Origin of the sequence: Winogradskya consettensis (assembly GCF_018332715.1) — a bacterium.
GTDB classification, from domain to species: domain Bacteria; phylum Actinomycetota; class Actinomycetes; order Mycobacteriales; family Micromonosporaceae; genus Actinoplanes; species Actinoplanes consettensis.
On sequence record NZ_BOQP01000028.1, the window covers coordinates 85,886 to 101,346 of the forward strand.

11 protein-coding genes are annotated in these 15,461 nt (G+C 70.2%); 6 read left to right on the top strand and 5 right to left on the bottom strand.

Features of this window, described 5'->3' with window-relative positions; translation table 11 throughout:
- The first annotated feature begins 75 nt into the window (after positions 1–75).
- Genes Aco04nite_RS25740 through cydC form a run of 4 tightly spaced genes read left to right on the top strand, consistent with a single transcriptional unit; the run spans position 76 to position 5,814 of the window.
- Positions 76–1,464, top strand: a complete 1,389-nt coding sequence (locus Aco04nite_RS25740; protein WP_212999822.1) for a cytochrome ubiquinol oxidase subunit I — start codon at positions 76–78, stop codon at positions 1,462–1,464.
- A gap of 11 nt (positions 1,465–1,475) precedes the next feature.
- Positions 1,476–2,471 (top strand): cytochrome d ubiquinol oxidase subunit II, encoded by a 996-nt coding sequence (gene cydB, locus Aco04nite_RS25745; RefSeq protein WP_212999823.1) that lies wholly within the window; start codon positions 1,476–1,478, stop codon positions 2,469–2,471.
- A complete protein-coding gene (gene cydD / locus Aco04nite_RS25750; protein WP_212999824.1) occupies positions 2,468–4,159 on the top strand; it encodes a thiol reductant ABC exporter subunit CydD in 1,692 nt (563 codons plus the stop codon). The genes cydB and cydD overlap by 4 nt, the downstream gene beginning before the upstream one ends.
- Entirely contained in the window at positions 4,156–5,814 is a 1,659-nt protein-coding gene (cydC, locus tag Aco04nite_RS25755; protein WP_212999825.1) for a thiol reductant ABC exporter subunit CydC, read from the top strand. The genes cydD and cydC overlap by 4 nt, the downstream gene beginning before the upstream one ends.
- Positions 5,815–6,416: 602 nt before the next feature.
- Here cydC and pflA read toward each other — a convergent pair.
- From pflA to ppdK, 5 genes are all read right to left on the bottom strand, one after another.
- The gene (gene pflA, locus Aco04nite_RS25760) at positions 6,417–7,166 is read right to left on the bottom strand and encodes a pyruvate formate-lyase-activating protein (RefSeq protein WP_212999826.1); all 750 of its coding nucleotides are present in this window, start codon (positions 7,164–7,166) and stop codon (positions 6,417–6,419) included.
- Positions 7,166–9,409, bottom strand: a complete 2,244-nt coding sequence (gene pflB, locus Aco04nite_RS25765) for a formate C-acetyltransferase (protein WP_212999827.1) — start codon at positions 9,407–9,409, stop codon at positions 7,166–7,168. The genes pflA and pflB overlap by 1 nt, the downstream gene beginning before the upstream one ends.
- A gap of 149 nt (positions 9,410–9,558) precedes the next feature.
- Positions 9,559–10,569, bottom strand: a complete 1,011-nt coding sequence (adhP, locus tag Aco04nite_RS25770; protein ID WP_212999828.1) for an alcohol dehydrogenase AdhP — start codon at positions 10,567–10,569, stop codon at positions 9,559–9,561.
- Positions 10,570–10,658: 89 nt separating this feature from the next.
- Positions 10,659–10,964: a hypothetical protein gene (locus Aco04nite_RS25775; protein ID WP_212999829.1), complete on the bottom strand. Its 306-nt coding sequence runs from the start codon at positions 10,962–10,964 to the stop codon at positions 10,659–10,661.
- A 12-nt stretch (positions 10,965–10,976) separates the two neighbouring features.
- Positions 10,977–13,634 (bottom strand): pyruvate, phosphate dikinase, encoded by a 2,658-nt coding sequence (gene ppdK / locus Aco04nite_RS25780; protein ID WP_212999830.1) that lies wholly within the window; start codon positions 13,632–13,634, stop codon positions 10,977–10,979.
- A 132-nt stretch (positions 13,635–13,766) separates the two neighbouring features.
- Here ppdK and Aco04nite_RS25785 point away from each other — a divergent pair, with 132 nt between their 5' ends.
- Together Aco04nite_RS25785 and Aco04nite_RS25790 are read left to right on the top strand one after the other, a co-directional pair.
- Positions 13,767–14,807 (top strand): alcohol dehydrogenase catalytic domain-containing protein, encoded by a 1,041-nt coding sequence (locus Aco04nite_RS25785; RefSeq protein ID WP_212999831.1) that lies wholly within the window; start codon positions 13,767–13,769, stop codon positions 14,805–14,807.
- Positions 14,804–15,433, top strand: a complete 630-nt coding sequence (locus tag Aco04nite_RS25790) for an SRPBCC family protein (protein WP_212999832.1) — start codon at positions 14,804–14,806, stop codon at positions 15,431–15,433. The genes Aco04nite_RS25785 and Aco04nite_RS25790 overlap by 4 nt, the downstream gene beginning before the upstream one ends.
- Positions 15,434–15,461: the final 28 nt, after the last annotated feature.

Sequence of the window (15,461 nt, forward strand, 5' to 3'; positions counted from 1 at the left end):
GGACGGGACTTTAGGCCCTGATCGCCGGGCGGTGCGATCACGAGACTCGGGGGCATCCGTGGAAAGGATCCGCCCGTGGACGCGCTCGACCTCGCCCGATGGCAGTTCGGCATCACCACCGTTTACCACTTCCTGTTCGTGCCGATCACCATCGGCATGTCAGCCCTCGTCGCCGGGCTGCAGACCGCCTGGGTGCGCACCGGCAAGGAGCACTACCTGCGCGCCACCAAGTTCTGGGGCAAGCTCTTCCTGATCAACTTCGCGATGGGTGTGGTCACCGGCATCGTGCAGGAGTTCCAGTTCGGCATGAACTGGAGCGACTACTCCCGCTTCGTCGGTGACGTCTTCGGCGCCCCGCTGGCGATCGAAGGGCTGCTCGCGTTCTTCCTCGAGTCGACCTTCCTAGGCCTGTGGATCTTCGGCTGGGACCGCCTGCCGAAGCGCCTGCACCTCGCCACGATCTGGCTGGCCTCGATCGGCACACTGCTGTCGGCGTACTTCATCCTGGCGGCCAACTCGTGGATGCAGCACCCGGTCGGCTACACCGTGAACCCCGTGTCCGGACGGGCCGAGCTCACCAGCATCTGGGCGGTGCTGACCAACTCCACGACGCTGGTCACCTTCCCGCACACCATCACGGCCTGCTTCCTGACCGCCGGGGCGGTGCTGCTCGCGGTGAGCGCCTGGCACCTCAAGCGCCGCAACCAGGAGGACGTGTTCCGCCCGGGCCTCAAGCTCGGCGCCTGGGTGGTGCTGATCGCAGGGGTCGGCGTGCTGATTACCGGTGACCTGCAGGCGCGCATCATGACCGAGCAGCAGCCGATGAAGATGGCCGCCGCCGAAGCGCTGTACGACACGGCCAAGCCGGCCAGTTTCTCGATTCTCACGATCGGGTCGCTCGACGGGCGCGAGGAGATGGCCAGCGTGCGTATCCCGTCGCTGCTGTCGTTCATGGCGACCGGCAGCCCGGGCGGCGAGGTCGAGGGCATCAACAACCTGCAGGCCGAGTACGCCGAGAAGTACGGTCCCGGTGACTACACGCCCTATGTGCCGGTCACCTACTGGTCGTTCCGCCTGATGATCGGCTTCGGCGGGCTCGCCATGCTTGTGGCCCTGGCCGCGCTTTGGGCCACCCGCCGCGGTCGGGCACCCACCAACCGGTGGCTGTGGTTCGCCGCGATCGCCTCGATCGGCATGCCGCTGGCGGCCAACTCGTTCGGCTGGATCTTCACCGAGATGGGCCGCCAGCCGTGGACGGTCTTCGGCGTCTTCAAGACCGCTGAGAGCGGCTCACCGTCGGTGAGTACCGGCGAGGCTGCTACCTCGCTGATCGTGCTCACCCTGCTGTACGGGGTGCTCGCCGTCGTCGAGGTCGGGCTGTTCGTGAAATACGCCCGGGCCGGCGCTCCACAGATCGAGCAGCCGACCGAGGATCCCGACCGCCCACTCGCCTTCGCCTACTAGGGACTGCTGACATGGAACTCACGACTGTCTGGTTCGTGCTCATCGCGACCCTCTGGGCCGGCTACTTCCTGCTCGAAGGCTTCGACTTCGGCGTTGGCATCCTGCTGCCGGTGCTCGCCCGCGACAACCGCGAGCGCCGCCTGCTGATCAACACCATCGGCCCGGTCTGGGACGGCAACGAGGTCTGGCTGCTGGTCGCCGGTGGGGCGACCTTCGCCGCCTTCCCGGAGTGGTACGCCACACTCTTCTCCGGCTTCTACCTGCCACTGCTACTGATTCTGGTGGCACTGATCCTGCGTGGTGTCGCCTTCGAGTACCGCGGCAAGCGCGATGACGACACCTGGCGACGCCGCTGGGACCTCTGCATCATCGGCGGCAGCCTCGTCCCGGCGGTCCTGTGGGGTGTCGCCTTCGGCAACATCGTGCGCGGCGTCAAGCTCGACGCGAACCACGAGTACGTCGGGGGCTTCTTCGACCTGCTCAACCCGTACGCGTTGCTCGGTGGCCTGACCACCCTGACGCTGTTCGTGTTGCACGGCGCGGTGTTTCTGGCCCTGAAGACCGACGGCGAGATGCGCGAGCGGGCCGGCCGGCTCGCCGAGCGACTAGCGCCGGCAGCGATCCTGATCGCCGGCGGGTTCCTGGCCTGGACCGCGCGGACCCACCACGACATCACCGGCTGGGCGATCTTCGCGGCCGCGGCGCTCGCCCTGGCCGGTGCCGCGTTCGCCACCCGATCCCGCCGCGAGGGCTGGGCCTTCCTGGCCACCGGCGCGACGCTCGTGCTCGCAGTCGCGGGACTGTTCGTGACGCTGTTCCCGGACGTGATGCCCTCCAGCATCGCCGCGGCCAACAGCCTCACCGTCGACAACGCGTCGTCCACCCCGTACACGTTGACGGTGATGACCTGGGTGGCGGTGGCCTTCACCCCGATCGTGCTGGCCTACCAGGGCTGGACCTACTGGGTGTTCCGCAAGCGGCTCACCATCGAGCGGATTCCCGCGTGAAGCCCTTGGACCCGCGGCTGCTGCGATACGCCCGCGGCACCCGCGTCTACCTGGCCGCGACCGTCGCCCTCGGGGTGGTGCTCGCCGCGCTGATCGTCGCCCAGGCGACCCTGCTGGCGCACGGCATCACCGCCGTGTTCCTCGATGGCGCCGACGTGCGGACGCTGACTCCCACCCTGATCGCGCTCGCCACCGTGGTCGCCGGCCGGGCCGCGGTCGCGTGGGCACAGGAAACCGTCGCGGTCCGGTCGTCCGCGGCGGTCAAGAGCGAGCTGCGCGGACGCCTGCTGGCGCACCTGGTGGCCGTCGGGCCGGCGCGCGGGGGCGACACCGGGGCGGTCACGACGCTGATCACCCGCGGACTCGACGCCCTCGACGCCTACTTCGCCCGCTACCTGCCCCAACTGGTGCTCGCGGCTCTGGTACCGGCGGTCGTGCTGGCCCGGCTGCTGCCGGCCGACCTGACCGCCACCATGACCATCGCGCTGACCCTGCCCCTCATCCCGATCTTCATGGCCTTGGTCGGCCTGCACACCGAGGCCGCCAACCACCGCCAGTTCCGCCTACTCAGCCGGCTGTCGCACCACTTCCTCGATGTGGTCGCCGGCCTGACCACGCTGAAGGTCTTCGGCCGGGCCGGCGCCCAGGCGGCCACGATCCGGCGGATCAGCGCGGAGCAGCGCCGGCTCACCATGCGAACTCTGCGCGTCGCGTTCCTGTCCTCGCTCGTCCTCGAGCTGCTGGCCACCCTGTCGGTGGCGCTGGTCGCGGTCGGCATCGGCCTGCGCCTGGTTTCCGGCCATCTCGACCTAACCACCGCGTTGCTCGTGCTGATCCTGGCGCCGGAGGCGTATCTGCCGCTGCGGCAGGTGGGCGCGCACTACCACGCCAGCGCCGAGGGGCTGGCCGCCGCCGAGGAGGCCTTCGCGATCCTCGAGACCCCGGTGCCCGCACGCGGGGCAGCGCCCGCGCCGGCCGGGACGATCGTTTTCGACGACGTGGTGGTCCGCTACCGCGACCGGGACGCGCTGCACCTGTCCGCGACCGTCGAGCCCGGCGAAATCATGGCCCTGACCGGGCCGAGCGGCTGCGGCAAGTCCACCGCGCTCGACGTCTTGCTCGGTTTCGTCACCCCGGACCACGGCCGAGTCACCGTCGGCGGGGTCGACCTGGCCAGCGTTGACCCGGCCGCATGGCGGTCCACGATCGCATGGGTTCCGCAGCGGCCTTACCTGTTCGCCGGCAGCATCCGCGACAACATCGCCCTCGGCCGGACGCCGATGCACCTGCCTGAACCACCCACGGCGTTCGCACACTGCTTCACCGGCACCGTGCCCGACGCGCCCCGCCCCGATGTGGCCGCCGCGGCGCGACTCGCCGGCGCCGCCGGCTTCATCGCCGGGCTGCCCGACGGCTACGACGCCGCGCTGGGCGACGACGGCGCCGGGCTCTCGGCCGGACAACGGCAACGGATCGCCCTCGCCCGCGCGTTCCTGCGCGACGCCCCGATCGTGCTGCTCGACGAACCCACCGCCAACCTCGACACCGAAACCGCAGCCGACGTCATGGCCGCCATCCGCCGCCTCGCCCACGGCCGTACGGTCATCATCGCCGCGCACCGCCCGGAACTGATCGCCCTGGCCGACCGCATCGTCGACCTGGCCCCACAGCCGGTAGGTGCCCGATGAGCTGGCTCCGGTTGCTGCGCACCGCGGCCTCGCCCGCCGCCGGGGGACTGGTGCTGGCGGTCCTGGCCGGCACCGGCGCCGCCGGCGCGGCGGTCGGCCTCATGGCCGTCTCCGCATGGCTGATCTCCCGCGCCGCCCTGCACCCGCCGGTATTGCACCTGATGGTCGCCATCGTCGCCGTGCGCGCCTTCGGCCTCGGCCGCGGCGTCCTGCGCTACGCCGAACGGCTGGCCGGCCACGACGCCGCCCTGCGGGTCCTCGGCCGGTTGCGCGCCCGCGTCTTTACCCGCTTGGCCGAACTGGCCCCGGCCGGGCTCGCCGGTTACCGCCACGCCGACCTCGCCCAGCGGCTGGCCGCCGACGTGGACGCCGTGCTCGACATGCTGACAAGAGTGCTGCTGCCGTACGCGGTCGCGGCCCTCGTCGGCCTCGGCTCGGTGCTGCTGGTCGGTACGTACTCGCCAGCAGCGGGACTGGCCCTCGCCGGTGGGCTGCTGCTGGTCGGCGCCGTCGTGCCGGTATTGCAGTCCCGTGCAGCCCGCCTTGCCGACGGACGCCGGGCGCCGCTGCGCGCCGAACTGGCCGCCGGCACCGTCGACCTGGTGCACGGCCTGCCGGACCTGCTCGCCTACGGTGCGGACAGCGGCCGGATCGCCCGGCTCGCTGAGTCCGATGCGAAACTACGCCGCGCCGAACAGCGCTCCAGCGCGCTGGCTGGCGTCTCCGCCGCCATCACAGCGTTGGCCACCGGCATGTGCCTGCTCGTCGGCCTCGCCGCCGGCGCGGTGGCGGTCCGGTCCGGCGCCCTCTCCGGCGAGCTGCTGGCCGTGATCGTGCTGACCCCGCTCGCCGTATTTGAGACGGCCGCCGTCCTGCCCGCCGCGGCGCAGCACTTCGCCGCCGCCCGGGCCTCGCTGCGCCGGCTGGCCGACGTGCTGTCCGCACCGGCGCCGGTCTCCGCCCCGCAGGCACCGGTCAATGTCCCCGACGGCCCGCACACGCTGCGTCTCGAGGCGGTCGACGCCGCCTGGACGCCGGGCCGCACCGTCCTGCACGACGTCGACCTCGAATTGCGGCCCGGGGCCCGGGTCGCGCTGGTAGGCCCCAGCGGTAGCGGCAAGAGCACGGTGGCGGCGTTGCTGGTGCGCTTCCTCGACCCCACTGCCGGGCGCGTCACCCTCGACGGGATCGACCTGCGCCGGATCGATCCGGAACTCCTCCGGCAGATCGTCGGCTACCTGCCCGAGGACGCCTACCTGTTCGACACCACGATTGCGGCCAACCTGCGCATCGCCCGGCCGGACGCCACCGACGACGAACTGCGCGCCGCCCTGGCCGAGGCCCGGCTCCTCGACTGGGTCGGCACCCTGCCCGACGGCCTCGAGACGCTGGTCGGCGAGCACGGCCGCGAGCTCTCCGGCGGCCAGCGCCGCCGGCTCGCGCTGGCCCGCGCACTGCTGCGAGGCTTCCAGGTGCTCATCCTCGACGAACCCACCGAACACCTCGACGACGAGAACGCGGCCGCGCTCCTCGACGACCTGCTGGCCGCCGTCGGCGACCGCAGTGTCCTGGTCATCACCCACCGCACCGACATCGCCGCCCGCGTCGACGAGGTGGTCGACCTGAACCGACTCCCGGCCACAGTGCCGGTTTGAAAATGCCCAACTCAAGAGAAGCACCGCGAATGCTCTGGCCCTTACCGCACACGCCATCGAGACAGCTCATGCCGCCGTGGCACTGGCGGGCGTGCGAGCCGCAACTGTCGTCGGCGCGCGCGGGCGCGCATGAGTGCCGGGCAACCGCCTCGCGCAGCGCACCGGGCAGAACGACAGGCGCGGAGTACTTGGGATTGCCAACGCACATCGGTGGCGGCTGGCAATCGCGGCTGAGGGTGAGATCCCGGACGGGCCGTGAAGATGCGACGACCACCGTGCGGGCCATCTTTCTGCACACCGGCCTCGCCGGCGGGGTGCGCCCGGCTCCACGGTCGCAGGTAGTGGGCCGCACGGCCCACTGCAGATGACTGAGTGGATTCTCCCTCAGCACGTGAACTCGTCGCCGCTACGCCAGAAGACGGAGCCTGTTCGATCGGGCGCAGCGCCGGCCCGGCGTGGCCCAGCGTTGCGCGGCCTGTGACGGCGCATGCAGGCCGGCCGTCACGGATCCGTTGCCCGGCTCCTGGTTGTCGGGCACGGCGCGCATAGCCGGGCGACCATCGCGATCAGGTTTCCGAAGGACACGACACGCCGGCGTGCGCTCAGGTCACCGTCAACCCATGGCTGCGAAACTGCCCGCGGACCCGGTGCAGCAGTGCCTGGTCCGGCGCCGGCGTGTCCGCCAGCGGGAACGGCAGGCCGAGCGCGGCGTACTTCTGCGCGCCGAGGCGGTGGAACGGCAGTACCTCGATGCGTTCCACGCTGGGCACGCCCGCCGCGATCGCGGCGACGGCGTCGACGTTCGCCGGGGCGTCGGTGAGACCGGGGACGAGCACGAAGCGCACCCAGATCGGGATACCGCGCTCCGCGAGGCGATGCGCGAAGGCCACGGTCGGTGCCAGCCGGCCGGTGCCGGTGACTTTCCGGTACGTGCCGGGGTCGCCTGACTTGATGTCGAGCAGCACCAGGTCGGTGGCGTCGAGCAGGCCGTCGTCCGCACGGTTACCCAGGAATCCGCTGGTATCCAAGGCGGTGTGCAGCCCCATCTCCTTGCACGCGCGCAGCACCTCGCGGGTGAATGCGGGCTGTTGCAGGGGTTCGCCGCCGCTGAGGGTGACGCCGCCGCCGGCCACCTTGATGAACCGTTCGTAGCGCCGGATGTCGGTGACGAGTTGGTCGACCGAGGCCGGGTGCCCGTAACGGCGGTACTGGGTGTCGGGGCTGTGGCAGTAGAGGCAGCGCAGCGGGCAGCCGGCGAGGAAGGCGACGAACCGGGTGCCCGGCCCGTCCACTCCGGTCGAGATGTCGAAGGAGTGGACCGAGCCGGTCACCGGCGGGGCGACAGCGGTCATCACAGAGACCCGTGGAACGTCCGGGAGATGACGTCGCGCTGCTGCTCGGCGGTGAGCTTGACGAAGTTGACCGCGTAGCCGGAGACCCGGATGGTCAGCTGCGGGTACCTGTCCGGGTGGGCCATGGCGTCCTCGAGGGTGGCCCGGTCGAGCACGTTGACATTCATGTGGAATCCAGCGCTGTCGGTGTATCCGTCGAGCACGCCGGCCAGGTTGCCGATCCGCTCCTCGCGGGAGTGGCCGAGGCCGTCCGGGGTGACGGTGATGGTCAGCGAGATACCATCGCGGGCCGATCGGTACGGCAGCTTGGTGACGGACAGAGCGGCGGCGACCATGCCGTGCTTGTCGCGGCCGTTCATCGGGTTCGCGCCGGGAGCGAACGGCTCGCCCGCGCGCCGACCGTCGGGGGTGTTGCCGGTGTTCTTGCCGTAGACGACGTTCGAGGTGATCGTCAGCACCGACAGCGACGGCTCGGCACCGCGGTAGGCGGGCTGGCGGCGGATCTTGGCCATGAACCTTTCGACGAGGTCGACGGCGATCGCGTCGACGCGGTCGTCGTTGTTGCCGAAGGCCGGGAACTCACCGTCCACGGCGTAGTCGACGACCAGGCCGGTCTCGTCCCGCAGGGCTTTCACCTGGGCGTACTTGATCGCACTCAGGCTGTCGGCGGCGACGGAGAGGCCGGCGATGCCGGTGGCCAGGAACCGGTGCACGGGATAGTCGTGCAGGGCCATTTCGAGGCGCTCGTAGGCGTATTTGTCGTGCATGTAGTGGATGACGTTGAGTGCGTCGACGTAGGTCTCGGCGAGCCAGTCCAGCGTGCGGTCGTAGGCGGCCAGGACCTCGTCGTAGTCGAGCACGTCGGCGGTGACCGGCGGAGTGACCGGGGCGATCTGCTCGCCGCTGATCTCGTCGCGGCCGCCGTTGATCGCGTACAGCAGGGCCTTGGCGATGTTGGCCCGGGCGCCGAAGAACTGCATGTCCTTGCCGACGCGCATGGCCGACACGCAGCAGGCGATGGCGGTGTCGTCGCTGTAGGCGGGCCGGATCAGGTCGTCGTTCTCGTACTGGATCGAGCTCGTGTCGATCGACACCTGGGCGCAGAACCGCTTGAAGCCCTCCGGCAGCGCGGGCGACCAGAGCACGGTCAGGTTCGGCTCCGGGGCCGGGCCGAGGTTGTAGAGGGTCTGCAGGTAGCGGAAGCTGGTGCGGGTCACCAGCGGCCGGCCGTCGCAACCGAGGCCGCCCAGCGCCTCGGTCACCCAGGTCGGGTCGCCGGAGAACAGTTGGTCGTACTCGGGGGTGCGCAGGAACCGGATGATCCGCAGCTTGATGACGAAGTCGTCGACCAGTTCCTGCGCCTGTTGCTCGGTGAGCCGGCCCTCGGCGATGTCGCGCTGCAGGTAGATGTCGACGAACGAGGCGGTGCGGCCCAATGACATCGCGGCGCCGTTCTGCTCCTTGGTCGCGGCCAGGTAGGCGAAATACAGCCACTGGATGGCCTCGCGCCCGGTGGTCGCCGGGCCGGAGATGTCGTCACCGTACCGGTCGGCCATGAAGCGCAGCTCCTCGAGCGCGCGGACCTGCTCGGCGAGTTCCTCACGATCGCGGATCACGTCCTCAGAGGAAAGTTTCTCGTCGAGCGTCGCCTTGACGGTCTGCCGCTCGGCGATGAGCCGATCGACGCCGTACAGCGCCACCCGCCGGTAGTCGCCGATGATCCGGCCACGCCCGTACGCGTCCGGCAGCCCGGTGACGATATGCGAGCGTCGCGCGGCCTTCACGTCGGCCGGGTACGCATCGAACACGCCGGCGTTGTGGGTCTTGCGGTACTGGCTGAAGATCGTGCGGACCGCGGGGTCGAGGCTGAAGCCGTACGCCTTCAGGCCTGCCTCCACCATGCGCAGGCCGCCGTTCGGCATGATCGCCCGGCGTAGCGGCGCGCTGGTCTGGAGCCCGACGATCAGCTCGTGATCCTGGTCGAGGTAGCCGGGCTCGTGCGCGGTGATCGTGGACGGGGTGTGGGCGTCCACGTCGTAGATGCCGCGGCGGCGCTCTTCGACGAACATGCGCTGCAGCTGCCGCCAGATCCGCTCGGTGCGGTGCGTCGGGCCGACCAGGAACTCCGGTCCGCCGGCGTACGGCTCGATGTTGTCGTGGATGAACCCGCCGACATCGATCGTCTCGCGCCATCCGGTGCCGCGGAAGCCGCGCCAAGCCTCGTGGGATGTGGTGGTGGCCATGGCCCCTCCTTCGTCTCTATTCAGCCTTGCCGAGCGCGTTCCGGCCGGTTAGGGCCGGAGGTCCCGGACTCAGGTACCGTCCGGGACCTCCGGGTGCGGGCGCGATATCGTCGGCCACTGGGGCGCGATTTCGTCGGCCCTGGGATTGGTCAGGGGACGAGCACGAGGCGAGCCGGGACCCGGCCGGCCAGGACTTCCTCGATGGCGTCGTTGATCTCCGCGAGGGGACGGGTCTCGCAGAAGACCTGGGTGCGGCCGGCGGTGTGCAGCCTGAAAACCTCGGCCAGGTCGGCGCGGGTGCCCACGATCGAGCCGATCACCTGGATGCCCTTGAGCACGGTCTGGAAGATCGGCAGCGACATCGCGTTGTCCTTCGGCAGGGACACGAGGATCAGCCGTCCGCCGCGGCGCAGCGAGGCGTGCGCCTGCTCGAGCACCTTCGGGTCGGCGGCGAGCACGACGGCGACGTCGGCCCCGCCGAGGGCCTCGATCGCGGCGACCGGGTCGGTGGTGGCGGCGTTGATCACGTGGGCGGCGCCGAGCTGCTTGGCCAGCGCCAGCTTCTCCTCGGTGACGTCAACGGCGATGGTCTCGCCGCCGAAGATCTGCGCGTACTGCAGCGCCAGGTGGCCGAGGCCGCCGATGCCGAAGATCGCCACCCGGTCGCCGGGCGTGACCCCGCCGACCTTGACCGCCTTGTATGTGGTGACTCCGGCGCAGGTCAGCGGCGCCGCCTCGGCCGGCGCGATACCGGCGGGGACCGCCACGACGTAGCGGGCGTCCGCGATCAGGTATTCGGCGTGCCCACCGTCGATCGCGTAGCCGGTGTTGAGCTGCGACTCGCACAGCGTCTCCCACCCGGTGACGCAGTATTCGCAGGTGCCGCAGGCGTATCCGAGCCACGGAACGGCGACCCGGTCGCCCACGCTGTGCTCGGTGACGCCGGCACCTGTCTTCTCGACGATGCCGACGCCTTCGTGGCCGGGAATGAACGGCGGGGTGGGCTTGACGGGCCAGTCGCCGCGGGCGGCGTGGATGTCGGTATGGCACAGACCGCTCGCCTCGATCCGGACCTGAATCTGCCCGGCGCCGGGCTCCGGGATCGGAACCTCTTTGACTTCCAGCGGTTGGTCGAAGCTGGCGACCACGGCTGCACGCATGACGTCCTCCTTCATTTCGTCTTCACCTCGAGCCTCGTCCCGCGTAAATCACCGCAGTAGGGCCGATCGACCTCGGTACGCGGGACTTCTCAGCGCTGCTCGACGAGCCGGTGCGCACGCAGCAGGTGCGCCCACCACGGCCGTTTGGCCGAGGCGGCGCGCAGCGGCAGCCGGCCGGTGCGCCTGAGACTGATCCAGCCGCCGGGACCCATCGTCACCGTGCCGATCGCGGGGCGCCGTCGCAGCGCCAACCCGACCGAGATTCCGGCGGTGGCCACCGCCGCCGCGGCCAACGCGGCCACGGCAACGGTGGTGGCGTCGACGGCCGGCACGAATCGGCCGTCTATGTAGGCGCCGATCTCGCGATCGCCGCGCCGGACAGAAGTCGTCGTCATCGTCGGGCCTTCCTATCGGCTGTCCGAGCCGGTCGCTCCGGTCGCGGCGCGTCCGGCCTCGAGCCGGGCGACCGGTACACGAAACGGGGAGCAGGAAACGTAGTCCAGCCCGGCGGTGTGGAAGAACCGGACCGAGGCGGGATCGCCGCCGTGCTCGCCGCAGACACCGACGATCAGGTCGGGCCGGATGGCCCGGCCGCGTTCGACCGCGATGCTGACGAGTTCGCCCACGCCGTTGCTGTCGATGGTCTCGAAGGGCGACACCGCGAAGACGCCCAGCTGGATGTAGCGACCGAAGAACGCGCCCTCCACGTCGTCGCGGGAGAAGCCCCACGTCATCTGGGTCAGATCGTTGGTGCCGAACGAGAAGAACTCGGCCGATACGGCAAGCTGCCCTGCGGTCAGGGCGGCGCGCGGAACCTCGATCATGGTGCCGATCCGGATCGGTGGTGCACCCGGCACATCGGCCAGGATCGCCTCGGCTTCCGCGCGTACCGTCTCGAGTTCCTGGACCGCGCCGACCAGCGGGACCATGATCTCGGGCCGCGGGTCACCGCCCGCGGTCGCGCGGCTGGCCGCTGCCTCTGCGATGGCTCGGACCTGCATGGCGAACAGGCCGGGGATCACCAGGCCGAGGCGTACGCCGCGCAGGCCGAGCATGGGGTTCTGCTCGTGCATCCGCCGTACCGCAGTCAGCAGAGTTGCGTCGCGTCCCGGGTCTTCGCCGCGTGCTTCGGCGCGGGCCACGCGGGCGGTCAGTTCTTCCAGCGGCGGCAGGAACTCGTGCAGTGGCGGATCGATCAGGCGCACGGTCACCGGCAGGCCGTCCATCGCGGCGAACAGCTCCTCGAAGTCGGCGCGTTGCAGCGGCAGTAGCGCCGCGAGCGCGGCGTCCCGCTCGTCGTCATCGTCGGCCAGGATCAGCCGCTCCACGAGCTGCCGGCGCTCGCCGAGGAACATGTGCTCGGTGCGGCACAGCCCGACGCCGGTGGCACCGAAACGGCGGGCGCGGGCGGCGTCGGCTCCGGTGTCGGCGTTGGCGTGCACGCCCAGCCGCGCCGTGTGGTCGGCGTGGATCATCAGCCGCTGCACCGCGGACAGCAGCGGGTCGCCGTGCGCGGTGAGCTCGCCCTCGAAGAACCGCACGACCGGCGAGGGCCGCACGGGCACCGAACCCGGATAGACCTTGCCGCTGGTGCCGTCGATAGAGATGACGTCCCCGGCGTGCAGGGTTCGGCCCCCGACGGTGACGGTGTCGCCTTCGATGACCAGTTCGTCGGCGCCGCAGACGCAGGTCTTGCCCATGCCGCGGGCAACCACCGCCGCATGCGAGGTCTTACCGCCCCGGCTGGTCAGGATGCCCTGGGCGGCGGTCATCCCGGGCAGGTCGTCGGGATTGGTCTCGCGGCGGACCAGGATGACCGGTCCGGTGGCTGCCGCCGCGGCGGCGGAGTCGAAGACGATCGCGCCGACCGAAGCGCCCGGAGATGCCGGCACGCCGACGGTCAGCGGCGGGGGAGCGGCGGCGGTGTCGAAGCTCGGGAACATCAGCAGGGCCAGTTGCTCGCCGGTGATTCGCTGCAGGGCCTCGTCGAGGGTGATGGTGCCCTCGTCGACCAGCTGTGCGGCGATGACGAACGCGGCAGCGGGGGTGCGTTTGCCGACGCGGGTCTGCAGCATCCACAGCTTGCCGTTCTCGATGGTGAACTCGATGTCGCACAGGTCGCGGTAGCGCTGCTCGAGCCGCTGCATGATCGACAGCAGCTGGGTGTGGCTCGCCGGGTCGATGGTGGCCAGATCGGCCAGGCCTACCGTGTTGCGGATGCCGGCGACCACGTCCTCGCCCTGGGCGTTGCGCAGGTAGTCGCCGTAGACACCGCGCCGGCCGGTGGCCGGATCGCGGGTGAAGGCGACGCCGGTGCCGGAGTCCTCACCGCGGTTGCCGAAGACCATCGCCATCACGTTGACCGCGGTGCCGAGGTCCTGCGGGATGCGTTCCTGCCGGCGGTAGAGGGTGGCGCGTTCGGCGTTCCACGACCGGAAGACCGCGCCGATCGCCAGGAACAGCTGCTCGTGCGATGCCTGGGGGAAGTCGCGGCCGGTGTGCTCCCGGAAGACTTTCTTGTACGCGTGCACCAGGTCCTGCAGCTGCTCGGTGGTCAACTCGGCATCGGTGCGGACGCCCGCCGTCGACCGGGCGGCGGCCAGCTCCGATTCGAACTCCTCGCCGGGCACGTCGAACACGGTCTTGCCGAACATCTGGATCAAGCGCCGGTAGGAGTCCCACGCGAAGCGCTCGTCGTTGCTCTGCCGGGCGAGGCCCGCGACGCTGGTGTCGTTGAGGCCGATGTCGAGGATCGTCTCCATCATCCCGGGCATCGAGAACTTGGCACCGGAGCGAACCGACAACAGCATCGGGTCGTCGGCGTCCCCGAACGTCTTGCTCATCCGGGTCTGCATCAGGTGCAGGTGGCGCTCGACCTCGGCGAGCAGCCCTCCGGGCATCGTTCCCGTACGCAGGTAGTCGCGGCACGCCTCGGTGGTGACGGTGAAGCCGGGCGGCACCGGCAGACCCATCCGGGTCATCTCCGCCAGGTTGGCGCCCTTGCCGCCGAGCAGTTCCTTGAGGTCTTTGTTCCCCTCGATGAAGTCGTAGACGTATCTGGTCATCGCCGGTCGCACCCCTTTTCCCTTTCCTTGTTGGTAGCCCGGCCGACGGCCCCCGTTGTAGGGCCGGACGTCCCTACTCGGCGGGTCCCGGCCGGACGAGCGTGGAGGCGAAGACCGAGAAAGGGGAAGGTCATGAGAGGCCTTGTGTACGGCGGACCGGGCGTCCGATCGTGGACGGAGATCCCGGACGCCCGAATCGAAGACCCACGCGACGCGATCATCCAGGTCGACGCGGTCACCATCTGCGGCACCGATCTGCACATCCTGGGCGGCGACGTGCCGGAGGTCACGGAAGGCACGGTGCTGGGCCACGAAGCTGTCGGCACGATTGTCGAGACCGGGGGCGGCGTGGGTGGATTGGCGCCCGGCGACCGGGTGCTGGCCTCGTGCATCTCCGCCTGCGGCATCTGCCGCTACTGCCGCCAAGGGGCGTACGGCCAATGCCGTGGAGGCGGGGGCTGGATCCTCGGCCACCTCATGAACGGCGTGCAGTCCGAGTACGCCCGCATCCCGTTCGCGGACCTGTCCACCTACAAACTGCCCGACCGGGTCGACGACGAGTCGGCCGTGCTGCTGGCTGACATCCTGCCCACCTCGTACGAGGTCGGTGTGCTCAACGGCCAGGTCCGGCCGGGTGACACCGTGGCCATCGTGGGTGCCGGGCCGATCGGGCTCGCCGCCGTTGTCACGGCGCGGCTCTTCTCGCCCGCGCACATCGTTGTGATCGACAAAGCGGAGAGCCGCCTGCAGGCAGCGAAGATGTTCGGCGCCGACACCACCGTTCTCGTGGGTTCGGACGACGCCCTCGACACGGTGCAGGCACTGACCGGCGGTCTCGGCGCCGACGTGGCGATGGAGGCAGTCGGCACACCGCAGACGTTCGAGCTGTGCACCACGCTTGTACGGCCCGGTGGCCGAGTCGCCAACATCGGCGTGCACGGCGCGCCGGCCACCCTGCACCTGGAAGACCTGTGGATCCGCAACGTCACCATCACCACTGGTCTGGTCGACACCTACTCGACCCCGAAACTGCTGGACATGCTGGTGGCGGGGCAGCTTGATCTCGGGCACATGGTCACGCACCGGTTCGGCCTGAACGAGTTCATGGCTGCGTACGACGTGTTCGCCGACGCCGGGCGCTCCGGCGCGCTGAAGGTGGTGTTGTCGCGATGAGGACCGGACTACTGGTGATCGGAACGGGCTTGGCCGTGGCACTGTCGCCATGGGCCCGTAGGCACTACGTCACCTGGGGCGCCACGCCCGAGGAAGCATCCGGGCCCATGCCGGGCGACAATCTGCTGCCGGATGCTGGCCTCGTCTCCACCCGCTCGATCACCATTGACGCAGGACCCGAGGCAGTGTGGCCGTGGCTGGTACAGATGGGCAGCGGCCGCGGGGGCGCCTACACGTACGACTGGATCGAGAACCTGTTCGGGCTGAACATGCGCAGTGCCGACGAGATTCTGCCGCAGTTCCAGCGCCTGGCCGTCAGCGACAGTCTGCCGCTGGGTACCGACGGGCCGGCCATGCAGGTGGAGATCTGCGATCACGCGAAGACGTTGGCCTTCCGTTCCGTCGACAGAGCCTGGGTGTGGATCTTCGATCTGCGTCCCGTCCAGGGCGGGACCCGGCTGATCAGCCGCAACCGCATCTCCCCGCCCGGAACCAGCCGGGCCGCCCGGCTGCTCTACGACGTGATGATGGCTCCCGGCAGCCTGATCATGGAGCGCCGCATGCTCCGCGGCATCAAGGAGCGGGCTGAGCGGATCGGTCGTTCAGCGGAGCCCGTCGGAGCCTGACCTGTTGGCACGTCTGCGTCAGGTCTTT

Excerpts from the sequence above, each read along its gene's own strand:
- cydB (WP_212999823.1), top strand. The coding sequence starts at position 1,476 with ATGGAACTCACGACTGTCTGGTTCGTGCTCATCGCGACCCTCTGGGCC.
- cydC (WP_212999825.1), top strand. The coding sequence starts at position 4,156 with ATGAGCTGGCTCCGGTTGCTGCGCACCGCGGCCTCGCCCGCCGCCGGG.
- pflA (WP_212999826.1), bottom strand. The coding sequence starts at position 7,166 with ATGACCGCTGTCGCCCCGCCGGTGACCGGCTCGGTCCACTCCTTCGAC.
- pflB (WP_212999827.1), bottom strand. The coding sequence starts at position 9,409 with ATGGCCACCACCACATCCCACGAGGCTTGGCGCGGCTTCCGCGGCACC.
- adhP (WP_212999828.1), bottom strand. The coding sequence starts at position 10,569 with ATGCGTGCAGCCGTGGTCGCCAGCTTCGACCAACCGCTGGAAGTCAAA.
- Aco04nite_RS25775 (WP_212999829.1), bottom strand. The coding sequence starts at position 10,964 with ATGACGACGACTTCTGTCCGGCGCGGCGATCGCGAGATCGGCGCCTAC.
- ppdK (WP_212999830.1), bottom strand. The coding sequence starts at position 13,634 with ATGACCAGATACGTCTACGACTTCATCGAGGGGAACAAAGACCTCAAG.
- Aco04nite_RS25785 (WP_212999831.1), top strand. The coding sequence starts at position 13,767 with ATGAGAGGCCTTGTGTACGGCGGACCGGGCGTCCGATCGTGGACGGAG.
- Aco04nite_RS25790 (WP_212999832.1), top strand. The coding sequence starts at position 14,804 with ATGAGGACCGGACTACTGGTGATCGGAACGGGCTTGGCCGTGGCACTG.